This is a genomic window from Nocardioides sp. SR21 (assembly GCF_022761125.1).
GTDB lineage: Bacteria > Actinomycetota > Actinomycetes > Propionibacteriales > Nocardioidaceae > Nocardioides.
On the sequence record NZ_JAKWJR010000003.1, the window covers coordinates 72611 to 94284 of the forward strand.

Sequence of the window (21674 nt, forward strand, 5' to 3'; positions counted from 1 at the left end):
ACGGAAAGTCCCGATTCAACGTCGGAGCTTCTCGGCGAAGAACGCGAGCACGCGGTCGACGCCCTCCTGCTGGCGGTGCTCGGTCAGCGTGGAGTGGCCCTTGCCGGGGAACTCGACTCGGATGAACGCGTCCCCGATCTCGTGGGTGAGCGTCTCGAAGCGGGTGCCGACGGCGCGGTCGCCGCGGTAGCGCAGGCCGAGGACCTGGCAGCCGCCGGCGGCGCGTTCGCGTACGGCGGCGAGGTCGGCGGGGGAGAGGTTCAGGTCGGCGGCTCGCGCCTTGCCGACCGGGAACGGCAGCGACGGCTGGGCGAGCACCGGCGCGGCGACCGCGGTGTCGACCATCATCGCCAGCGCGAACCCGCCGGTGAAGCACATGCCGAGCGCGCCGACACCCGGCCCGCCGAGCTCGGCGTGCAGTGACCGCGCCAGGCTGCGCAGCCAGACCGCGACCGGTGACGTCTGCCCGGTCGCCATCGTCGTGAACTCCCGACTGACGCAGACCTTCGGGAGCACCGATGCGATCGCGCCGACCGACATCGGCCGCTCCGGCGTACCGAACAGGTGTGGGAGGACGACGGTGTAGCCCGCGGCGACGACCTCCTCGGCGAAGCCGATCACCTCCGGCGTCAGCCCGGGGATCTCGTGGATGACGATCACGCCCGGCCCACTTCCCTTGCGGTACGTCGGGTGCGTGACCCCGTCGGCGGCATGCTGGCCCTCGGTCCAGGTCGAGAGCGCGCTCATCGGTCCACCAGCGTCGCCACGTGGTCGGGGACGTACGACGACAGCTCGCGCGGCGGCCGCTCGTACCCGGTCGAGGCCGGGCGCTCGGGCACCTCCAGCGGCGGCTGCTCGATGTCGGTGTACGGGATCGTGGACAGCAGGTGGGACATCATGTTGAGCCGCGCCTCTCTCTTCACGTCGCCCTCGACGACGTTCCACCGGGCCTCGGGGATGTCGGTGTGCACCATCATCAGGTCCTTCGCGCGCGAGTAGTCCTCCCAGCGGCGGACCGACTCGAAGTCCGTGGTGGACAGCTTCCAGCGGCGCATCGGGTCGTCGACGCGGCCGCGGAACCTGCGCTGCTGCTCCTCGTCGCTGACCGAGAACCAGTACTTGCGCAGCAGGATGCCGTCCTCGACCAGCAGCCGCTCGAAGATCGGGCACTGGTGCAGGAACCGCTGGTGCTCCTCGGGGGTGCAGAAGCCGAGGACGTGCTCGACGCCGGCGCGGTTGTACCAGGACCGGTCGAACAGCACGATCTCGCCGCCGGCGGGCAGGTGCTCGACGTACCGCTGGAAGTACCACTGGCTCTTCTGGCGGTCGGTGGGCGTCGGCAGCGCCGCGATCCGGGCGACGCGCGGGTTGAGGTACTGCGTGATCCGCTTGATCGCGCCGCCCTTGCCGGCGGCGTCGCGGCCCTCGAAGACGATCACGATCCGCGCTCCGGTGGCGCGGACCCACTCCTGCACCTTGACCAGCTCGGCCTGGAGGCGGAACAGCTCGTCCTCGTACGCGCCCTTGCCCAGGCGCTTCTGCGGCTTGCTCATGGTGCAGCCTAGACACGTGCCCAGGCTCCATGCGCTCGAACTCGTGCCCGACGACACCGGTCAGGAGGCCGTACGTCGCGACTGGCAACGGCTGCGTGACGCGGGCCTGCCCAGCCAGCTCGACCACGACGCCCCGACCAACGCGCCGCACGTCAGCGTGGTGTCCGCGCCGGAGCTGCCCGACGCGGCGATCGACGTCGCGCACGCGCGGCTCGGGGCGCTGCTGCCGATCCGGGCCAGGTCCACCGGTCTCCTGGTGCTCGGCGGCAGCCGGGTCACGATCGCGCGGGCGGTCGACATCGACGACGACGTCGTACGCCGGGTGCTCGCGGTGCGGGTGCAGGTGCCGGACCGGCAGCACGTGGGCTGGCTGCCGCACGTGACGCTGGCGCGGCGCGTGGACCGGTCGCTGGTGCAGCAGGTGGTCGACGTGCTCGGCCACGACGACCTGGTGCTCACGCTGACCGAGCTGCGCCGGTGGGACCCGGAAAAGAAGTTCGTGACGACGCTGGCCCAGGCCTAGTCTCGGCGGCGATGCACGACGACGACGTCCCGACCACGGCCGAGCAGGTCGCCCGCATGGTCGCCCAGCAGCACCCGCAGTGGAGCCACCTGCCGGTCACGCCGGTGTCCGAGTTCGGCACCGACCACTGCCTCTTCCACGTCGGCGACGAGCTGGTCGCCCGGATGCCGCGCGTGGGCTGGGCCGCCGACCAGGCCGCGAGCGACGCGGCGTGGCTGCCGGTGCTGGCACCGCACCTCCCGGTGACCGTGCCCGCTCCGGTCGCGCTCGGCGAGCCCGACGACGACTACCCGTTCGCGTGGTCGGTCGCGCCGTGGCTGCCCGGGACCACGCCCACCGCCGACAACGCGGACCCGCGCGCCCTCGCGGCCGACCTCGGTGGCTTCGTCCGCGCGCTCCACGCGGTCGACGCCACCGACGGCCCGCGCAAGACCGGCACCGACCGGGGTTCGCCGATCCGCGGCCTCGACGAGTACGTGCGACGAGCGATCGAGGAGTGCGGCGACCGGATCGACACCGCCGCGGTGACGGCGGCCTGGGAGGACTGCGTCGCGGCGCCCGACTGGGCCGGCGACCCGGTGTGGATCCATGGGGATCTCATGCCGGGGAACCTCCTGGTGCGCGACGGCCGGCTCAGCGCGGTCATCGACTGGGGTGCGCTCGGCACCGGCGACCCCGCGCCGGACCTCGCGCCCGCCTGGTACACGATCCCGTCGGCGCGCCGCGAGCTCCGCGAGGCCGTCGAGTACGACGACGACACGTGGCGCCGCGCCCGCGGCTGGGCGCTCGGCCCGGCGCTGACCGGCATCCCGTACTACTGGGACACGGTGCCGGCGTTCGCCCAGCGTGGGCAGCGGACCGTCGCCGCCGTGCTGGCGGACCTCGACGGTCAGTAGGGTCCTGCCATGGCCGAACTCCCCGTGCTCGACGCCGAGGAGCAGCGGGTCCTGGGCGCGTTGCTGGAGAAGCAGCGCACCGTGCCGGACACCTACCCGCTGTCCCTGAACTCCTTGCGGACCGCCTGCAACCAGAGCAGCAGCCGCGACCCCGTCACGGAGTACGACGAGCAGACCGTCGAGCAGGTCGGGCGCCGGCTCAAGGACCGCGGCCTGGTGCGGATCGTCTGGGCGGCGACCGGCCGGCGGACGCTGAAGTACCACCAGGTGCTCGACGAGGCCCTCGAGCTGTCCGACGACGAGCGCGCCCTGCTCACGGTGCTGCTACTCCGTGGCCCGCAGGCGCCCGGCGAGCTGAGGACCCGCACCGACCGGCTGCATGCGTTCGAGGACCGGCACGTCGTCGAGCAGACCCTCACCCGGATGGCCGAGCGCGGGCTCGTGCGCGAGCTGCCCCGCCGCGGCGGCGACCGTGACAGCCGCTGGATCCACCTGCTGGGCGCCGAGGAGGCGCCCGCGGCACCGGCCCCGGCGGTCGACGTGCTGTCACACGGCGCGGACGCGCGTGACGAGCGGGTGCGCGCGGCGTACGACGCGGTCGCCGCGACGTACGCCGAGGCGCTGTCCAACGAGCTCACCGCCCTGCCGTTCGAGAGCTGGCTGCTCGACCGCGTCGCCGCGCACGCCGACGGCGGGCCGGTGGTCGAGGTCGGCTGCGGGCCTGGCCACGTGACGGCCCACCTCGCCGACGCCGGTGCCGACGCCCTCGGCATCGACCTGTCGCCGCGGATGGTCGAGGAGGCGCGCCGCCGCTACCCCGACGGCAGCTACGAGGTCGGCGACCTCCGCAAGCTGATGCGGCCGACGACCGCCGACGGTTGGGCTGCGGTGCTCGGGTGGTACTCGCTGATCCACCTCGCGGCGTCCGAGCTGCCCGTCGCGGTGTCCGGCCTCACCCGGCCCCTGGCGCCGGGTGGATGGCTGGTGCTGGCCCTGCACGCCGGGTCGGAGGTGCGCCACGTCGACGCGTGGTTCGACCAGGAGGTCGAGCTGGACTTCGTGCTGCACGAGCCTGCCGACGTGGTGGCGGTCGTGAAGGCCGCCGGCCTGGTGGACGTCGAGTGGTACCGACGCGGCGCGCTGGAGCACCGGGGCGAGACGTCCGAGCGCCTCTACGTCGTCGCGCGGAAGCCCTCGTGATCTCGGCGCTGCTCCTGCTCACCGCCGTACTGGCGTTGGTCGTGCTGCTCACCCCGATCGCGTTCCCGCGCTCCCCGGGCGACGAGCAGGGTCGCGCGCTGGCAGAGCGCAACGGCGTCCCGCTGATCTACTGGCGACCCGGCTGCAGCTTCTGCATCCGGCTGCGGCTCTCGCTCGGGCTCGCCGGCCGCCGGGCCGTGTGGGTGAACATCCGCCGGGACCCTGAGGCCGCCGCCCGGGTGCGCTCGGTCAACGACGGCAACGAGACCGTGCCGACGGTCTTCGTCGGCGGCGAGCACCGCACGAACCCGTCCCCGTCGTGGGTGCGCGAGCAGCTCATCTGATCAGGTGTCGAACACGCTCCCACTCGGCGACCGGATCCCTTTACTCTTCGAGCGTGGGCCAGAACGGGAGCGGTCTCTGGGCCGGGGAGCGCGACGGTCTCGTCGGACGTGACGAGACGCTGACGAGCCTGCGCACTCTGCTCGACTCGGGCAGCCGAACGGCGGTGGTCACCGGCATCGCCGGTGCCGGCAAGACCTCGGTGCTCGCCGTCGTCTCGCGTGCCGAGAGCGCAGACGGCCGGCTGGTGCTGCCGATCACCTGCCACGAGAGCGACCAGGACCTGGCGTACGGCGTGCTCGTCGACCTCCTGGCCGCCGTCCCGGGCGCCGAAGACGTGCTCGATCGGCTGATCTCGTCGGCCGAGTCGGCCGAGTCGGCCGAGTCGGCCGTGGCGGCCGTGGCGCCCGATGCGCTACGGCTCCGGCTCGACGTGCTCGATGCCCTTGACCGTCTGGCCGAGCAGCGGCCGGTCGTGCTGCTGGTCGACGACGCGCAGTGGGCGGACCCGAGCTCGTTGTCGGTGCTCGCCTTCGTGGCCCGCCGGATCGCCGCGTCCGCCGTGTCCATCGTGGTCGCGACGCGCCAAGCCGACGGACCGGAGGCCTTCGGCGGGCATCCGGTCGTCGACCTTCCCCCGCTCGACGATGCCGACGCGCGTCGTCTGCTGAGCCGCGCGGGTCTCCACCTCGACCTGCTCACCCTTCCCTCCGTCGTCGAGCGAGCGGACGGGAACCCGCTCGCCCTGATCGAGCTCGCTCGCGCCCTCACGGCCGGTCCGGGGCGGCAGGTGCCCTCCAGCGTCGAGTCCTCGTTCCGACGGCAGGTCGAGCTGTTGCCGCCGGCCACCCGCGACCTGCTCGTCCTGGCGGGAGCGGGCGACGGCGACGTCCGGATGCTCGGGCGGGTACTGGGGGGCGAGCAGCTGGCGGAGGACCTGGCTGCCGCTGAGGCGAGTGGCCTGGTGCGGGTAGCGGAACAGCGGGTGGTCTTCGTCCACCCGCTGGCCCGGGCCGCGGCGTACGCCTCGGGGTCGACGGCGGGCCGGCTCCGAGCGCACCGCCTGCTGGCCGATGCGTACGCCGACGACATCGACCGTCAGGTGTGGCACCGCGCGGCGGCGACCGTCGTACCCGACGAGGACGTCGCCAGTGCCCTGGCCGCGGCATCCGGGCGCGCCGCGGTACGCGGCGCGGGCACGGAGGCAGCCCGGTTGATGCTCCGGGCCGCCGAGCTGACACCCGACCGGGGAGCGGGTGAGACCCGCACGCTCGAAGGGCTCGTGCTGAGCTCGACCGCCGGCCACTTCGAGCGGGTCGTGCGCGACAGCGCGGCCCTCCGCGCCTCGGCGGAGGATGACTTCGTCCGCGCCCGTGCTGGGCACATCCACGCGTACGCGCTCACCCAGGTGGGCCGTGAGATCGAGGCGCGGCTCGCCCTCCTCGACGTGCTCGACGAGCTCGGCGAGATCGAGCCCTTCTGGGGGTGGAGCTCGTTGACCACCTTGGCCGTGCTGAGCTACCGGAGCGGGAGCGATGCCGAGGTCCTGCGGGACTGGCTCGGCCGCTTCGAACGGCTTCGGCGTGATGACGACCCGTTCGCGCCGCTGGTCGCCGGCGCCCGCGCCTGGGTCGTCGCCCAGGTCAATCCGCTCGAACGACCGGCCGACGTTCTGGAGCTCGTCCACCGAGCGCCGGTGCTCGAAGAACCGTTCCCGGTCAGCCTGCGAGCGACCCAGGAGATGATGCTCGGCGCGGCCGCGTGGCAGCTGGATGAGACGGACGTCGCCCTGACCCGGCTGCACCGGGCCGTCGAGCTGATGCGCCGGGCCAACGCGCCGGGGGAGATGACGCAGACCCTGATGGCCCTCGGGCACGTGCAGTTCTCGACGGGGGCGTACGACGCCGTCGACGAGAGTGCCCGGATGGTGCTCGACCTCGCCGAGGCGCGCAACCAGTCCTATGCCTCGATCGACGGGCTCGAGGTCCGCGCCAGGGTCGCGGGCATCCGCGGGGAGACGGCAGCGGCCCGCGAGCTGTGTGACCAGATCCTGGTGTCCTTGCCGGTCGGCGGCACGGTCGCGCTCGAGGCGAGCGTGCGCGTGATCCTGTCCTGGGTGCACCTGGCCGAGCAGGACGCCACCGGAGCTTGGGAGCAGCTGCGGTGGATCTTCCGTGAGGACGGCGAGCCACGCCACCTCTTCATCGGCTACCTCAACCTCGCGCACTACGTCGCGACGGCGGTGCGGGCCGGGGCCGGCGGGTCGGTCGGACCGGTCCTGGAGCTGGCCGAGCGCCGATTGGCCACCGGTGGTCCTCGGCACCGGTTCCAGCTCGCCGCCGCGCAGGCGCTGGTCGCGGCCGAGGACGCCGAGCCCTTCCACCTGGCAGCTGTGACCAACCAGGCGGCCGCCCGCTGGCCGTTCGACCTCGCCAACGCCCAGCTGGAGTACGGCATCTGGCTGCGCCGCCGTTACCGCCAGTCCCAGGCGCGCCTCCAGCTCCAGCCGGCCCTCGACACGTTCACCCGGCTCGGCACCCGGGCCTGGGCCGACATCGCCCGGGCCGAGCTGCGCGCCGCGGGCGTCGCCACCGAGCCGGTGGAGTCGACAGCCTGGGCCTCGCTCACGGGTCAGGAGCGGGAGGTGGTCCGCCGAGCGGCGGCCGGCATGACCAACCCGGAGATCGCCGCGGCGCTCTACCTGTCGCCGCGGACGGTGTCGTCGCACCTGTACAACGCGTTCCCGAAGCTCGGGGTGACGTCGCGAGCGCAGCTGCGCGACGTCGTCGGAGACCCGCCATGACCGGCATCTCGGTGGGCGGACTCTGGGCCGGGGAGAGCGGCGGCCTCGTCGGACGCGACGACACGCTGGCCAGGCTGCGCGACCTGCTCGACTCGGGGAGCCGGACCGCGGTCGTGACCGGGATCCCCGGTGCGGGCAAGACGTCCGTGCTCTCGGTCGTGGCTCGTGCGGGAGGTGCGGACGGCCGGCTGGTGCTACCGGTGACCTGTCACGACAGTGACCGAGACGTCGCGTTCGGTGTGCTCGTCGACCTGTTGATGAGGGCGCCTCGCGCCGAGGCCCTCCTCGAGCTGGTCGTCCCGAGCACCACGCGGCCAGCCCCGGTCGACGCCCTGCGCCTGCGACTCGAGATGCTCGCGTGGCTGGAGCGGCTCGGCGAGGAGCAGCCCGTGGTGGTCGTCCTGGACGACGCCCAGTGGTGCGACGACAGCTCGCTGTCAGTCCTCGGCTTCGTGTCCCGCCGGTTGGCGGGATCGCAGGTGTCCATCGTCGCGGCCGCGCGGGGCGACGCTGCGCCGGCCGCGCTGTCGGGCAGTCCCGTGGTCGCGCTTCCTGCCCTGAGCGAGCGCGACGCGGCGATCCTGCTCCGGCGGTCCGGGATCGACCTGGACGTTCTCACGCTGCCGCGCGTGCTCGACCGCGCGGGCGGCAATCCGCTGGCGCTCTTGGAGCTGGGCCGGGTCGCGGCCGAGGGCGAGCCGCACGAGACCGTCCCCTCGAGCGTCGAGAAGGCCTTCGGTGCTCAGGTCGCGGCCCTGCCGGCCGCGACCCGGACGGTGCTGCTGCTCGCTGCCGCCTGTGAAGCCGAGCTGCCGGTGCTGGGCCGCGTGGTCCCTCCGGAGCAGCTGCTCGTCGACCTGGCCCCGGCCGAGACCGCCGGCCTGGTGACCGTGGTCGACCGTGTCGTCCGGTTCCGGCACCCTCTCGTGCGATCGGCGGTCTACTCGACGGCATCGGCGGCCGACCGGCTGGCGGCTCACGAGCTCCTGGCCGTGGCCTACGAGGGCGACCTGGAGCGCTACGCCTGGCATCGCGCCGAGGCGACCGTCGTACCCGAGGAGGAGGTGGCTGCTGCCCTGGCCGCCGCCGCCGACCTCGCGACGCGCCGGGGCGCGAGCTCGGAGGCGGCGCGGTTGATGGTGCGATCCTCCGAGCTGAGCGAGGGGTCCGTCGAGCGCGAGGGCCGGCTCCTGCAGGCCGTGCACATCCATCTCGGTGCTGGCCACTTCGACTGGGCCGCCGAGGTAGGAATCCAGCTGCGGGCGGAGACGGACGATCCGGTTGTCGAGGCCACGGCCGCCAACCTCGCCGCGTACGCCCTCGCTCAGACCGAGCGGTTCGGTGCCGCCCGCCGGATGTTGGTCGAGGTGCTCGACCAGTTGCGCGACGCGGACCCGGACCTCGGCTGGGCCTCGCTCACCACCTTGGCCGTGCTCTTCTACCGCGTAGGCGGCGACAGCAGTGAGGTGGCCCGGTGGTTGGAGGTCTACGAGCAGGCCACCGAGCAGCTGCCACCCGACCAGGTTCCGCCGCTCATCCCCGCCGCCCGGGCCTGGGTCCGGATGCAGGTCGAGCCGACCAGCCGTCCGCCCGACCTGCTGGAGCTCGTGCGGAGCGCGCCCGTGCTCGACGGGCCGCCGGAGCTCACGACCTCGAACGAGGTGCTGCTGGGTGCTGCCGCGTGGCTCCTCGACGAGCCGGCCGTCGCGATCGAGCGGTTCGAACGGTCACTCGCCATGATGCGGCAGACCGACCGACCGGGCGAGATGACCCAGACCCTCGCCACGCTGGCGCTCGTGCAGTTCGCCGTCGGCGACTACGACACCGTCGAGCAGTCGTGCCGGCTGGTGATCGACATCGCCGAGGCGCGCAACCAGCCCACCGCGATCACCAACGCCTACGACCTCCTGGCGCGGGTGGCCGCCGTTCGCGGAGACGTGGACCGCGCCCGCGATCTCTGCGAACGAGTGCTGCTCGAGATCCCGGTGGGCGAGGCACTGGCGCTCGAGGTGGGCATCCGCGTCACGATGTCCTGGGTGCGGCTCGCCGAGCGCGACGTGCAGGGCGCGTGGCACGAGATCCGCTGGATCTTCGACGAGGACGGCCAGCCTCGGCACCCGCACATCAGCTACCGCGAGCTCGGGCACTACGCCGCCATAGCGGCTCGAGCCGATGCGACCGACGAGCTGGCGCGGGTCGTGGCGGTCGCCGAGAAGCGGCTCGGGGACGGCGCCTCCTACCGGCTCCATCTCGCGCGTGCCCGCGCGCTCCTGGCCGGCGAGGATGCGGAGCCGTGGCACCTCGCCGCAGTGCGGGAGCCGAGCGCCGGGCAGTGGCCGTTCGACCTCGCCAACGCGCAGCTCGAGTACGGCGCGTGGCTGCGGCGCCGCTACCGGCAGGCCGAGGCACGTCTCCACTTGCAGGCGGCAGTGGACACGTTCGCTCGGCTCGGCACGCGGGCCTGGGAGGAGTTCGCTCGCGCCGAGCTCCGCGCCGCCGGGGTGGCGACCGAGGTCGTCGAGCCGTCGGCGTGGGCGGATCTGACCGGCCAGGAGCGCCAGATCGTGCGGATGGCGGCGGACGGGATGACGAACCCCGAGATCGCGGCCGCGCTCTACCTCTCGCCGCGCACGGTGTCGACGCACCTGTACAACGCGTTCCCGAAGCTCGGGGTGACCTCGCGGGCGCAGCTGCGCGACGTCGTACCGGAAGTGACGTAGGTGACGTAGGGGATCTACGTCAGTCGTCCGATACCGGGAACGCTCGGAGACTGGGAGCGTTCCCGGTATGGACCTGTCAGCCCGCGGCAGCCTTACGGATCAGGGACACGACCGTCCCGGGGTGGCTCATCATCGCGACGTGCGAGCTGTCGATCACGACGGTGGTCGCGCCGGCTCGCTTCGCCATCGCGCGCTCCGCCTCCGGCGGGATGATCCGGTCCTGCTTGGCGACGAGGTACCAGCTCGGGATCTCCTCCCAGGCCGGCGGGCCGGAGGGGGAGACCAGGGCTGCGAGAGCGCCGGGTCGCTGGGTCGCGGCCATGAAGCGGGTCGTCTTCTTGGGCAGGTCCTGGGCGAACAGCCGGTGGAACCACTTCGGGTCGATGTAGGCGTCCGCGTCACCCTCGGCCGCGCCGGGGAACGGCCGGAGCACCAGGTGGTCGATGACATCGGTGTGCCCGCCGCCCAGCGCATTCGCCTGCGCGACGCTCTCGCCCTCGGCCGGCGCGTACGCCGCGACGTAGACGAGCGACTTCACGTTCTCGTTGCCGGTGGCGGCGTTGGTGATCACCGCGCCGCCGTACGAGTGGCCGACGAGGACGACCGGGCCCTCGATGGTCGTCAGGAACTGGCGCAGGTAGTCGGCGTCGGAGATCGGGCCGCGCAGCGGGTTCGAGAACGCGATGACCGCGAAGCCGCGGTCGGTCAGCTTGTCGGCGACGGCCTGCCAGCCGCTCGAGTCGGCGAAGGCGCCGTGGACGAGGACGATCGTGGGCTTGGCGGCCGGCGGCGGCTCGGGCGCCGCCTGGGTGGGTACGGCGACCAGCGGCGTCAGCGCGACGAGCGCGGCGGCCGCCAGCAGTCGGGTGAGTCTGGAGCTCATGGGTTCCTCCTGGGTCGGATCGGACCTGACCGATGCTCGACGGCACGCGGGCGGGGGTGGACCACGTGAGCCACGTAGTCACCCGATCGGGGCTCCTGGGCCGCACGGCAGAGCAGCGCCAGCTGACGCTCCTGCTCGGGCACGTCCGCAACGGGCAGGGCGGCGCGCTGCTCCTGCTCGGCGAGCCGGGCATCGGCAAGAGCGCGCTCGTCGACGACGCGGTGCGGGCCGCGGCCGGCGTCCACCTCCTCCGGCTCGAGGGCTACGAGGACGAGTCCGCGATCCCGTACGCCGGCGTCGTGCGGCTGGCGATCCCGTTGCGCGACCACGTCGCCGAGCTCCCGCCGCGGCAGCAGGACGCGCTGCGCATCGCCGCCGGTGTCGCCGAGGGGCCGGCGCCCGACCGCTTCCTGGTCGGCCTGGGCGTGCTCGGCCTGCTGACGACCGTCGCCGAGGCGCAGCCGGTCGTCTGCGCGATCGACGACGCGCACCTGCTCGACCCGGAGAGCCTGGAGGTGCTCGCGTTCGTGGCGCGGCGCATCGAGGTGGAGCCGGTCGGGCTGGTGTTCGCGGCGCGGGACGAGAACGACGTCCGCGCTCGTCTCGGTGGCGTCCGCGACCTGGTCCTCGGTGGTCTGGAGCCCGAGGCCGCCACCGCGCTGCTGAGCCAGGCGCTGCCCGAGCCGATCGACCCCGTCGCGGCCACGCAGGTCGCGGACGCCACCGGCGGCAACCCGCTTGCCCTCATCGACCTCGCCCAGGAGCTGTCGGCGGACCGCCTGAGCGCGGTCGGGATGAGCGACGACCCCGTGCCGATCGGCCGACGCCTCGAGGACCACTACGTACGGCGGGTGCGTGCCGCGGAGCCCCGCGTGCAGGAGTGGGTGCTGCTCGCGGCCGCCGACTCCACCGGCAACCTCGACCTGGTGCGGGCCGCGGCGCTGTCGCTCGGGATCGACGACGAGATCGGCGACCAGGCCGAGCTCGCCGGCCTCGTGGAGCTGGGCGACGACCTTCGGTTCCGGCACCCGCTGGTCCGCTCGGCGGTCTACAACGCGGCGAGCGGTGCCGCGCGGCGGCGGGTGCACCGGGCGCTGGCCGAGTCGGCCGGTTCGATGGACCTCGTCGAGCTCGAGGCCTGGCACGCGTCCCGCGCCACGCTCGGCGCCGACCCGGCGGTCGCGCACCGGCTCGAGCGGGCTGCCGACCTCGCCGCGGCGCGTGGTGGTCTCGCCTCCCGGTCCAGCCTGCTCGCCCGAGCAGCGGACCTGACCGCGCCGGGTCAGCTGCGCTCGGCCCGCCTGGTCGGCGCGGCAGAGGCGGCCCTCGCGGTCGGTGCCGCGCAGACCGCGAGGGCGCACCTCGACGCGGTCGCCGACACGACCGACCCGGTGCTGCGCGGCCGGATCCTCCGCGTCGACTGCCAGCTCGCGTTGTTCACGGTGGACGCGACGAAGCTCGCCCGCTGCACCGCGATGCTCGTCGAGGCGGCCGACCTGTTCCGCGGCGTCGAGCCCGAGCGCGAGCAGGAGGCCCTGCTGCAGGCGTTCCAGTTCCTCATGACCGCGGACCGCCGGGCCGAGGGCGTCACGCCCGCGGATCTCGGGCGCCGGCTCACCGAGGCCGCCACCGTCGCGGACGGCACCTACGCGACCATGCTCACCGGCATGGGCGCGCTGATGCTGCTGCCGTACGACGAGGCGGTGCCGCTGGCGCGGGCGGCGTTCGACGAGATCGGCAAGCTGCCCGACCACCGGCTCGTGGGCATGGCCTCCGCGATCGGCTCGCTCGGCATGTTCCTCTGGGACGACGCCGGCCGCCGCGACCTGATGGAGCGCGCCTCGGTGCTCGCCCGCCAGGCCGGCGCTCTGCAGGACCTCGACGCGCTGCTCTGGGTCACCTCGCTCGCCGAGCTCTGGGGCGGCACGGTGCGCCGCGCGGTCGAGAGCGTCGAGCACGTGCGGGAGGTCCGCCGCGTCATGGGCTACGACGCGGAGAACGTCATCAACGTGGCCGTGATGGCCTGGACCGACTACCCGCGCGAGGTCGTGCACGCGGTCGCCGAGGGGGCCGGCGCCGTCGGCTTCGGCGGCGTGTGGGCCGCGGGGATGGCCTCGCTCGCCACCCGCGACCTCGCGGAGGGCCAGTACGGCGACGCCTACGACAAGCTGCTGCCGCTGGTGGAGGAGCCCTTCCTGCAGGTCGGCCCGGCATACTTCCCGGACTTCGTGGAGGCGGCCGTCCGCAGCGACCGGCCCGAGATGGCGGCGCGGTTCGCCGCCGACCTCGAGGAGCGGGCGCGGGTCAACGGCTCCGACTGGTGCGCCGGTGTCGCCGCGCGGTCGCGGGCGCTGGTCGACCCGGACGACGACGCCTACCGGGCGGCGATCGAGCTCCTCGAGGGCACCACCGCGCGGGTGGACCTGGCCCGCGCGCACCTGCTGTACGGCGAGTGGCTGCGGCGCACCCGCCGCCGGGCCGAGGCCGCCCGCCAGCTGTCCACGGCGTGTGAGCTGCTCGAGCAGACCGGCGCGACCATGTTCCTGCCGCGCGCCCGCGCGGAGCTCGAGGCGACCGGCACCGCGGTCGACGCGGGCGGGGCCGCGCCGCGCCACGAGCTGACGCCGCAGGAGCTGTCGATCGCCCGGCTGGCCGCCGAGGGCCACACCAACGCGGAGATCGGTGGGCAGCTCTTCATCAGCCCGAACACGGTGGACTACCACCTGCGCAAGGTCTTCCAGAAGCTCGCGATCTCCTCGCGCCGCCAGCTCGCCGACCGCCTCGGCACCTGACACTACGAGGTTCACGTGGTCCGCACCCACCGCACCGGCCCCAGGCTCGACGTACCCACCGAGCGAACCATCGACCAAGGGAGCACCCTATGCCTCACGTGACAGCCGACGACGGCGCGCAGATCTTCTACAAGGACCTTGGTGCCGACGGAACGCCGGTCATCCTGAGCCACGGCTGGCCGCTCAACGCGGACGCCTGGGAGGCGACCGCGCTGTTCCTGGCCGAGCACGGCCACCGCGTCATCGCCCACGACCGGCGCGGCCACGGCCGGTCCAGCCAGACCTGGCACGGCAACGAGATGGACACGTACGCCGACGACCTCGCCTGCCTGATCGAGAAGCTCGACCTCAACGACCTCACGCTCGTCGGCCACTCGACCGGCGGCGGCGAGATCGTCCACTACGTCGGCCGGCACGGCACGGCGCGGGTGGCGAAGCTGGTGCTCGTCGGCGCCGTACCGCCGCTGATGCTGCAGACCGACGACAACCCCGAGGGTCTGCCGATCGACGTGTTCGACGGCATCCGGGCGGGGGAGAAGGCCAACCGCTCGCAGCTCTACCGCGACCTCGCCGACGGTCCGTTCTTCGGGCACAACCGGCGCGGCGACGTGGCGCAGGGCTTCCGTGACGCGTTCTGGCTGCAGTCGATGGCGTGCGGCCACCGCGCGGCGTACGAGTGCATCGCGGCCTTCTCGGCCACCGACTTCCGCCCCGACCTCGAGAAGATCGACGTCCCGACGCTGGTGATCCACGGCGACGACGACCAGATCGTCCCCTTCGAGGTCGGCGGGAAGCGCTCCGCCGAGCTCATCGCGAACGCGCAGCTGAAGGTCTACGAGGGCAGCGGTCACGCGCTGCCCGACACCGACCGGGACCGCCTCCACGCCGACCTGCTCGCGTTCATCGACAACTGAGGAGACACACCATGACCGACCGACCCGACACCATCGTCCTCGTCCACGGCCTCTGGATGACCCCGCGCAGCTGGGAGGGCTGGGTGGCGCACTACGAGGCGAAGGGCTTCAAGGTCCTGACCCCGGCGTACCCCGGCTTCGAGATCGAGGTGGAGGCGCTGCGGGAGAACCCCGACGTGATCGCGAACCTCACGGTGCCCGAGACCGTCGACCACCTCGCGCAGGTGGTCGAGTCGGTCGACGTGCCGCCGATCATCATGGGCCACTCCTTCGGTGGCACCCTGACGCAGCTGCTGCTGGCCCGCGGCCTCGGGTCGGTCGGTGTCGTCGTCGACTCGGCGCCGACCGAGGGCGTGCGGGTGAACCCGATCTCGCAGGCGAAGTCCCTCTTCCCGGCGCTGAAGAACCCGGCCAACCGCCACAAGGCGGTCGGGTTCACCGCCGAGGAGTTCCACTACGCGTTCGCCAACACGCTCAGCGAGGAGGAGTCGCGCAAGGTGTGGGAGCGGTACGCGATCGCCGCGCCGGGCAACTGGGTCTGGGAGTTCGGGCTGTTCGCGAACTTCAAGCCCGGCCACCAGGACACCTGGGTCGACTACAAGGCCGACCGGGCGCCGCTGCTGTTCATCGGCGGCGAGAAGGACCACATCATGCCGCCGTCGGTGAACAAGTCGAACGCCAAGCACTACAAGCACTCGCCGGCGATCACCGAGTACCACGAGTTCCCGGAACGCGACCACTGGACCTGCGCCGCGCCCGGGTGGGAGGCGGTCGCCGACCACGCGCTCGAGTGGGCGCTCCGCCACGCCCAGCCGGACCGGCCGTGGGCTGCCGCCTGACGCACCTGGGCGGTCCGACCGTGCTGGTCGAGCTGGACGGCTGGCGGATCCTCACCGACCCGACGTTCGACCCGCCGGGGCGGGAGTACGCCTTCGGGCTCGGTACGTCGTCGACGAAGACCGCCGGGCCGGCGCTGGACAGCGAGCAGGTCGGCGGCCCCGTCGACCTGGTGCTGGTCAGTCACGACCACCACGCCGACAACCTCGACGACCGCGGCCGGGAGCTCCTCCCGGCCGCGGGCGCCGTGGTCACCACGTCGTCCGGCGCCCGCCGGCTCGGCCTGCCGAACGTGCGCGGGCTGCGCGCCGGCCAGACGCTGACGCTCGAGGGCGTGGACCGGCCGTCGCTGACGGTGCGCGCGACCCCGTGCCGCCACGGTCCGCCGCTGAGCGGCCCGATCGTGGGCCAGGTGATCGGGTTCGCGCTCACGCTCGGCGACGCCGAGGAGGTGGCCGTCTGGATGACGGGGGACACGGTGCTGCACCGGCCGGTGCGGCGGTACGCCGACTGGCTCGACGTCGACGTGCTGCTTCTCCACATGGGCAGCGTGCAGTTCCCGATCACCGGTCCGCTGCGGTACTCGATGAACAGCGCGGACGCCGCCCAGCTCGTGCGGCGTACCGATCCGCGGGTCGTCGTACCCGTGCACTACGAGGGCTGGTCGCACTTCCACGAGCCCGAGTCCCACGCGCGCGCCGCGCTGCCGGCGGCCACCTGGCTGGAGCCCGGAGTGGCTACCGAGGTGTGATCGTCAACGTCCAGAGCGCGTTCTTCGCGACCCTGCCGGTGAGGGTCACCGTGCGGGCGCCGGTGCGGCTGGGCGCCGAGACCTTGGCGGTCACGCCGCGCGGCACCTGGACGGAGAGCCGGTCGCCGAAGCCGCTCGGCACGACCAGCTGGGAGGCGGCCCCGGCCTTCGGGACGAAGGTGAGGCGGTAGCGGCGCTTGGAGGCGACCTCGTTGATCGCGGTCCCGGCGAGCGCCAGCGGGTAGGGGCGCCAGGCGGCCGCGCGGCCCGGGTGCAGGTGGCCCTCGTCGTCGGCGAAGATGCAGTAGCCGCCGCCGGTCGCGCTCTCGCAGGCGTACCAGATCGCCCAGCCCGTCGCGAAGCGCGGGAAGCTCGCGACCTGCTGCCGCACCAGCTCCCTGTTGCCCGGGTGACTCTCGTCCGCCGTGATCGGACCCCACTCGCCGACGATCACCGGCATCCGGTGCCGGCGGGGGTACGTCGTCACCGCGGACTCGTACATGCCGACGAAGCCGCTGGAGGTGTCCCAGTCGTCGCCGTCCTCGACCGAGGTGGAGTAGGCGTGCGGGGCGTAGCCGATCCGGTCCTTGCCCGGACGCGGGTCGTCGAACGCCGGGAGCCCGGTGGGCTGGCCCTCGCCGACGAGGACGGTGGGCTCGACCCAGAGCCAGGAGCGCTGGTCGACGGTGCGGATGCCGGCGATCACGCGCTCGTACATCTCGCCGAGCTCGGTGTCGGACTTGATCATCGGCTCGTTGAACAGGTCGTAGCCGAGCAGCGCCGGCGCCCCCGCCAGCTGGTCGGCGAGGTAGGTCCACGCGGCCACCTGCGCCTGCTGCAGGTCCTCGTCGCGCCACAGGTGGGTGAACGCCGCCTGCACCGCCGGGTGGTAGTAGTTCATGAACCAGTTGCCCTCGACCGGCTCGAACTCGATGCCGTCGGTGCGGGTCGCCCACGCCGGGATCCCGTCGAAGCCGAACGCCGGGCCGAAGACGTCCTGGTGCCAGTCGATGAGCACCAGCAGGCCGTACTTCTCGCCCCAGGCGAGCACGTCGCGGATCTTGCCGACGTACGCCGCGTCGTACGCGCCCTGCGTCGGCTCGACCTTGCGCCACTGGATCGGGTAGCGCAGCAGGGTCAGGCCCGCCGCTGCCATGTTGGCGACGCCCCGCTCGGTGATGTCGTCGACCTTGCCGAGGTTGGCGCCGTGCAGCTGGAGGGCGCGGCCGTGCCGGTCGGCGAGCAGCGTGTTGCCGAGCGCGTCGCGCACCGTCCCGGTCGGGAAGGACACCTGCGTCGTGACCACGCCGGGAGGCGGGGGCGTCACCGCCTCGGCGGGTGCGGTCGGGCCGAGGGCGAGCAGGAGGCCGGTGGCCAGGGCGATCGGGCGGGAGACGATCCGGAGGGGGAGGCGCGGCATGCCCGCATGTTAAGCAGCCGAAGACCGTCCGTATTAGGAAACGGGACGTTCGAGGAGCACGAGCGCGAGGTCGTCGCCGAGGACGCCGCCGCGGACGTGGTGCCGGACGGCGTCCAGGATGCCGTCGAGGGCGTGCTGGCCGGCCAGCGGGATCGCCAGCTCGGCCAGGTCGAGGAACTCGCCGCGCTGGTCGCGCGCCTCGCTCAGGCCGTCGGTGTAGAGCAGCAGCCGGTCGCCGGGAGCCCAGGGCATCTCGGCGGCGGCGAACGTGGCCGGCAGGCCGGTGCCGAGCGGCAGGCCGTGCGGGACCTCGACGGACGTGAGCCCGTCGCGGTGACGGAGCAGGAGCGCCGGCGGGTGGCCGCAGCTGACGACCGCGAGCCGGTCCGCTCCGATGGTCTCGACGAGCAGCGCGGTCACGAACTCCTCGTCGTCGAAGAAGGGCACGAGGTAGTCGTCCATGTCCATCGCGACGTCGGCCAGGGTGGACTGGCGCGCGGCCGCCTGACGGAAGGCGCGGATCACCCGGGCGGCCTGCTCGACGCCGCCGATGCCCTTGCCGCGCACGTCGCCGATCAGCAGGCGGGTGACGTCGTTGGTGAAGTAGCAGTCATAGAGGTCTCCGCCGACCAGGGCACCCTCGACCGCGGACTCGTAGCGGGCCGTGATGTCGATGCCGCCGGCCTGGTGGGGGAGCACGGGCAGGATCGCGCGCTGCGCCGCCTCGGCGATCTGGGCCATCTGCGCGTAGCGCCGCTCGCGGCGTACCCGCACCTCGGCGATGGCGACGGCGGTCCCGCCGATCAGCAGGACGCCGACGATCCGCACGGTCTGCTGGGGGGTCCCCAGCGAGTCGTCCCAGAACCCGGACGCGATCGCGGCGGCCAGGGACAGGGCCCACACGGCCGCCGTCGACACGGTCGGGAGCACCGCGCACGCGATCAGCGGGGAGATCGCGAAGAGACCGGTCAGCACGGCCACCGAGGAGTCGAGCCAGATGTCGAGAGCGACCAGCAGCCCCAGGCACGCGAGCGAGGCGGTCCAACCGATCCTCACTGCGCGTTGGTCCGGGGTCACCGGGGAAGACTAGACGCCCGATACCCGTTTGGGTGCCAGGACCGCCCATCCGGGTGGGGACTACCGTGCTCGGCGTGGCAGCGATCTTCGAGCACCTGCGCGAGGCGGGCGGGTTCCTGTTCGTCTCCGGCCAGACTCCGCTCACCCCTACGGGTGAAGTCCCCGAGGGTGGCGGTGAGCAGGCGGCCCTCGTGATGGAGAAGGTCGCCGCGGTGCTGGCCGAGGCCGGCTCCTCGCTCGAGGACGTCGTGAAGGTGACCTACTTCCTCACCGACATCGGCGACCTCGCGGCGGTGCGTACGGCGCTCGACGCCGTGCTGCCGCACCCGCGGCCGGCGGCGAGCCTGGTCGAGGTCTCCGCGCTGGTCGACCCGCGCTTCCGGGTCGAGATCGAGGCGACGGCGTACCGCCCCCACCCCTAGCCTCAGTAGCTGAGGACCACGTCGCCGAGCACGGGCGCGCCGTCGCGCTCGCCCCCGGCGACCGAGGCGGCGGCGACGATCCGGCCGTCCTCGTCCCAGCCGCGGATCCGGATGGTCTCGCCGGGGTACACGACGCCCGCGAACTTCACACCGAAGCCGGTGACGCGGGTCGCGTCGCCGCCGAGCAGGGTGTCGGTGAGCGTGCGCAGCACGATGCCGTAGGAGCAGAGCCCGTGCAGGATCGGTGCCGGGAAGCCGGCGGCCTTCGCGAAGTCCGGGTCCGCGTGCAGCGGGTTGCGGTCGCCGCAGAGCCGGTAGAGCAGCGCCTGGGTCGGGGCGACGTCGTACGTCGTGTCCGTGTCGGGCGCCCGCTCGGGCAGCTCGACGGGGGAGGAGCTGCCGCGGTCGCCGCCCCAGCCGCCCTCGCCCTTGACGAAGATCGACGAGCGGGTCGTCCACAGGTGCTCGCCGGACGGTGACGTCGCCGTGCCCTCCTGCCAGATGACCGCGGCCTTGCCCTTGTCCCAGATCTCGCTGATCCGGGTGGTGACCGTCGCGGAGCCGGAGGTCGGCAGCGGACCTGCCACCGAGACCGACTGCGAGCCGTGCACGACCTGGGCGAGGTTGATGTCGCAGCCGGGCAGGTCGAGCGGCGGCGGGTCGCTCGCGTGGAAGGTCGGCGCGACGACCCCGAAGGACGGCAGCACCTGCAGGCCCGCGGACTCCAGCGTGTACGACAGGTCGGTGGCGCCGATCGCCAGGTGGTAGAGCAGCACGTCGCTCTCGGTCCAGCTGAAGTCGAGCGAGCCGAGCTCGGCGCCGATCGCGACGTCGGGGTCGATGGGCATTCAGTTCTCCTGTGCGATGTTCTCAGCGGCGAGATAGCCGAACGTCAGGGCGGGGCCGATGGTCGCGCCCGGGCCGGCGTAGGTGTGGCCCATCACGGCGGCCGACACGTTGCCGGCGGCGTACAGCCCGGCGATGACGGACCCGTCGGGGCGCACCACGCGGCCGTGCTCGTCGGTGACCAGGCCGCCCTTCGTGCCGAGGTCGCCGGGGACGATCTTGACGGCGTAGAACGGGCCCTCGTCGATCGCGTGCAGCGAGGGGTTCGGCTTCACGGTCGGGTCCGAGTAGTACTTGTCGTACGCCGACTCGCCGCGGTGGTAGTCCGCGTCGACGCCGGCCTTCGCGAACTCGTTGAACCGGTTCACCGTCTCGGTCAGCGCGCCGGGCGGGACGTCGATCTGCTCGGCGAGATCCTCGATCGACGAGGCCTTCTTGATCGTGCCGATCTTGTACCAGCGGCCCGGGAAGGGCTGGCGCGGGAAGAGTCCGGCGAAGATGTAGCGGTTGCGGTAGCGCTGGTCGATGATCATCCAGCTCGGCACGTGGCCGACGCCGGTGGCCTCGCCGTCGTACATCGCGTGCACGGCCTCGACGTACGGCAGCGCCTCGTTCATGTACCGCTGACCGGCCTGGTTGACGATGATCGAGCCCGGGAGGTTGCGCTCGGCGAGCGCGAACCACGGACCGGACGGCAGCGGGATCGTCGGGCCCCACCAGGAGTCGTCCATGAGGTCGGTCTGCGCGCCGGCCGCGATGCCCGCGAGGATGCCGCCGCCGGTGTTGAACTGCGAGCCGGTCGTCCAGTCGATCGACGTCGGCTGGGGCTGGTACTTCTCGCGCATCTCGAGGTTGCGCTCGAAGCCGCCGCTGCCGAGGATCACGCCGAGTCGCGCCCGGATCACGGTCTCGCGGTCGTCGTACAGCACGCGCACCCCGACCACGCGACCGTCCTCGATGACGAGGTCGGTGAGCTCGGTGTCGTAGTGGACCGGCACCTTGGCGTCGATGAGGCCCTTGCGCAGGCCGATCGCGATCGCGTTGCCCATCGCGAACATCTTGCGGCGCATCACCATCGCGACCATCCGGCGCACGAAGATCTTCGCCATCGTCACGGGGCCGCGGAGGGTCCGCAGGCCGAGGCTGATCTTCCGGAAGTCGGCCTGCGTGACGATCATGTTCGCGGGCGCCTTGGTGTACTGCGGGTGCAGCCGGTCGAGCTCGTCGCCGAGGAAGCGTGCGTCCAGCGGGATCGGCTCACAGGACCGGCCCGCGGGACGGCCGCCGGGCGCCTCGGGGTGGTAGTCGGCGTAGTCGGGGACCCACGTGAACCGCAGCGGAGTGTTGTCGCGGACGAAGTCGAGCACCTCGGGGCCGCGGTCGAGGTAGGTGTCGCGCCGCACCTTCGGGACCACGTCGCCGACGATGGAGTCGAGGTAGGTGCGCGACAGCTCCGGGTCGTCGTCCTGGCCGGCCTTCTTCAGCGCGTAGTTGTTCGGGATCCAGACCCCGCCACCGCTGCGCGCGGTCGACCCGCCGAAGTACGAGCTCTTCTCGATCAGCACCGTGTCGAGGCCGCGCTTCTTCGCTGCGAGCGCCGCGGTCATGCCGGCGCCGCCGGCGCCGACCACCACGACGTCGACGTGCTCCGGGAGGGGGGTCGTCATGGTCAGAAACTATAACAAGTTCTACTAT

Annotated in this window: 18 protein-coding genes; 11 read left to right on the top strand and 7 right to left on the bottom strand. The window is 72.8% G+C overall.

Annotation, left to right across the window (positions count from 1 at the left end; all coding sequences use genetic code 11):
* Nucleotides 1-15 precede the first annotated feature (15 nt).
* On the bottom strand, nucleotides 16-747 hold the full coding sequence (locus tag MJ604_RS06350) for a dienelactone hydrolase family protein (protein ID WP_243057470.1): 732 nt from the start codon (nucleotides 745-747) through the stop codon (nucleotides 16-18).
* Complete coding sequence (ppk2, locus tag MJ604_RS06355; protein ID WP_243057471.1) at nucleotides 744-1553, bottom strand: polyphosphate kinase 2; 810 nt, start codon at nucleotides 1551-1553, stop codon at nucleotides 744-746. The genes MJ604_RS06350 and ppk2 overlap by 4 nt, the downstream gene beginning before the upstream one ends.
* Nucleotides 1554-1569: 16 nt before the next feature.
* Between ppk2 and MJ604_RS06360 the strand changes: the two genes are divergently transcribed.
* The 6 genes from MJ604_RS06360 to MJ604_RS06385 are packed head-to-tail and all read left to right on the top strand — an operon-like array spanning nucleotide 1570 to nucleotide 10037.
* Nucleotides 1570-2076 (top strand): 2'-5' RNA ligase family protein, encoded by a 507-nt coding sequence (locus tag MJ604_RS06360; protein ID WP_243057472.1) that lies wholly within the window; start codon nucleotides 1570-1572, stop codon nucleotides 2074-2076.
* A gap of 11 nt (nucleotides 2077-2087) precedes the next feature.
* Nucleotides 2088-2972, top strand: coding sequence for an aminoglycoside phosphotransferase family protein (locus MJ604_RS06365; RefSeq protein WP_243057473.1), 885 nt, complete (start codon nucleotides 2088-2090; stop codon nucleotides 2970-2972).
* A gap of 9 nt (nucleotides 2973-2981) precedes the next feature.
* Entirely contained in the window at nucleotides 2982-4172 is a 1191-nt protein-coding gene (locus MJ604_RS06370; protein ID WP_243057474.1) for a DUF480 domain-containing protein, read from the top strand.
* Nucleotides 4169-4516, top strand: a complete 348-nt coding sequence (locus MJ604_RS06375; RefSeq protein ID WP_243057475.1) for a glutaredoxin domain-containing protein — start codon at nucleotides 4169-4171, stop codon at nucleotides 4514-4516. Before MJ604_RS06370 ends, MJ604_RS06375 begins: the two co-directional genes overlap by 4 nt.
* 53 nt (nucleotides 4517-4569) lie before the next feature.
* Nucleotides 4570-7317, top strand: coding sequence for a LuxR family transcriptional regulator (locus MJ604_RS06380; protein ID WP_243057476.1), 2748 nt, complete (start codon nucleotides 4570-4572; stop codon nucleotides 7315-7317).
* Nucleotides 7314-10037, top strand: a complete 2724-nt coding sequence (locus MJ604_RS06385) for an AAA family ATPase (protein WP_243057477.1) — start codon at nucleotides 7314-7316, stop codon at nucleotides 10035-10037. The genes MJ604_RS06380 and MJ604_RS06385 overlap by 4 nt, the downstream gene beginning before the upstream one ends.
* A gap of 76 nt (nucleotides 10038-10113) precedes the next feature.
* On the opposite strand, the gene MJ604_RS06390 is transcribed toward MJ604_RS06385, so the two are convergent.
* On the bottom strand, nucleotides 10114-10920 hold the full coding sequence (locus MJ604_RS06390; protein WP_243057478.1) for an alpha/beta fold hydrolase: 807 nt from the start codon (nucleotides 10918-10920) through the stop codon (nucleotides 10114-10116).
* Nucleotides 10921-10985: 65 nt separating this feature from the next.
* Between MJ604_RS06390 and MJ604_RS06395 the strand changes: the two genes are divergently transcribed.
* The 4 genes from MJ604_RS06395 (at nucleotide 10986) to MJ604_RS06410 (ending at nucleotide 16214) form a co-directional block, all read left to right on the top strand.
* Complete coding sequence (locus MJ604_RS06395) at nucleotides 10986-13712, top strand: LuxR family transcriptional regulator (RefSeq protein WP_243057479.1); 2727 nt, start codon at nucleotides 10986-10988, stop codon at nucleotides 13710-13712.
* Between the two features lie 89 nt (nucleotides 13713-13801).
* A complete protein-coding gene (locus MJ604_RS06400) occupies nucleotides 13802-14626 on the top strand; it encodes an alpha/beta fold hydrolase (protein ID WP_243057480.1) in 825 nt (274 codons plus the stop codon).
* Nucleotides 14627-14637: 11 nt separating this feature from the next.
* Nucleotides 14638-15465 (top strand): alpha/beta hydrolase, encoded by an 828-nt coding sequence (locus MJ604_RS06405; protein WP_243057481.1) that lies wholly within the window; start codon nucleotides 14638-14640, stop codon nucleotides 15463-15465.
* 20 nt (nucleotides 15466-15485) lie between these two features.
* A complete protein-coding gene (locus tag MJ604_RS06410) occupies nucleotides 15486-16214 on the top strand; it encodes an MBL fold metallo-hydrolase (protein WP_243057482.1) in 729 nt (242 codons plus the stop codon).
* Here MJ604_RS06410 and MJ604_RS06415 read toward each other — a convergent pair.
* Together MJ604_RS06415 and MJ604_RS06420 are read right to left on the bottom strand one after the other, a co-directional pair.
* A complete protein-coding gene (locus MJ604_RS06415) occupies nucleotides 16201-17634 on the bottom strand; it encodes a glycoside hydrolase family 5 protein (RefSeq protein ID WP_243057483.1) in 1434 nt (477 codons plus the stop codon). The genes MJ604_RS06410 and MJ604_RS06415 overlap by 14 nt on opposite strands.
* Nucleotides 17635-17667: 33 nt before the next feature.
* Nucleotides 17668-18690, bottom strand: coding sequence for a PP2C family protein-serine/threonine phosphatase (locus MJ604_RS06420; protein ID WP_243057484.1), 1023 nt, complete (start codon nucleotides 18688-18690; stop codon nucleotides 17668-17670).
* A gap of 95 nt (nucleotides 18691-18785) precedes the next feature.
* On the opposite strand from MJ604_RS06420, the gene MJ604_RS06425 reads away from it, so the two are divergent.
* On the top strand, nucleotides 18786-19133 hold the full coding sequence (locus MJ604_RS06425) for a RidA family protein (RefSeq protein ID WP_243057485.1): 348 nt from the start codon (nucleotides 18786-18788) through the stop codon (nucleotides 19131-19133).
* Between the two features lie 2 nt (nucleotides 19134-19135).
* Here the strand turns inward: MJ604_RS06425 and MJ604_RS06430 are convergent, their stop codons facing one another.
* Both MJ604_RS06430 and kstD read right to left on the bottom strand, forming a co-directional pair.
* The gene (locus MJ604_RS06430) at nucleotides 19136-19981 is read right to left on the bottom strand and encodes a MaoC/PaaZ C-terminal domain-containing protein (RefSeq protein WP_243057486.1); all 846 of its coding nucleotides are present in this window, start codon (nucleotides 19979-19981) and stop codon (nucleotides 19136-19138) included.
* On the bottom strand, nucleotides 19982-21646 hold the full coding sequence (gene kstD / locus MJ604_RS06435; protein WP_243057487.1) for a 3-oxosteroid 1-dehydrogenase: 1665 nt from the start codon (nucleotides 21644-21646) through the stop codon (nucleotides 19982-19984).
* Nucleotides 21647-21674 lie beyond the last annotated feature (28 nt).

Bases quoted from the DNA above. Each gene is read 5' to 3' on its own strand.
- MJ604_RS06350 (WP_243057470.1), bottom strand. From the start codon at position 747: ATGAGCGCGCTCTCGACCTGGACCGAGGGCCAGCATGCCGCCGACGGG.
- ppk2 (WP_243057471.1), bottom strand. From the start codon at position 1,553: ATGAGCAAGCCGCAGAAGCGCCTGGGCAAGGGCGCGTACGAGGACGAG.
- MJ604_RS06365 (WP_243057473.1), top strand. From the start codon at position 2,088: ATGCACGACGACGACGTCCCGACCACGGCCGAGCAGGTCGCCCGCATG.
- MJ604_RS06370 (WP_243057474.1), top strand. From the start codon at position 2,982: ATGGCCGAACTCCCCGTGCTCGACGCCGAGGAGCAGCGGGTCCTGGGC.
- MJ604_RS06385 (WP_243057477.1), top strand. From the start codon at position 7,314: ATGACCGGCATCTCGGTGGGCGGACTCTGGGCCGGGGAGAGCGGCGGC.
- MJ604_RS06390 (WP_243057478.1), bottom strand. From the start codon at position 10,920: ATGAGCTCCAGACTCACCCGACTGCTGGCGGCCGCCGCGCTCGTCGCG.
- MJ604_RS06400 (WP_243057480.1), top strand. From the start codon at position 13,802: ATGCCTCACGTGACAGCCGACGACGGCGCGCAGATCTTCTACAAGGAC.
- MJ604_RS06405 (WP_243057481.1), top strand. From the start codon at position 14,638: ATGACCGACCGACCCGACACCATCGTCCTCGTCCACGGCCTCTGGATG.
- MJ604_RS06415 (WP_243057483.1), bottom strand. From the start codon at position 17,634: ATGCCGCGCCTCCCCCTCCGGATCGTCTCCCGCCCGATCGCCCTGGCC.
- MJ604_RS06430 (WP_243057486.1), bottom strand. From the start codon at position 19,981: ATGCCCATCGACCCCGACGTCGCGATCGGCGCCGAGCTCGGCTCGCTC.
- kstD (WP_243057487.1), bottom strand. From the start codon at position 21,646: ATGACGACCCCCCTCCCGGAGCACGTCGACGTCGTGGTGGTCGGCGCC.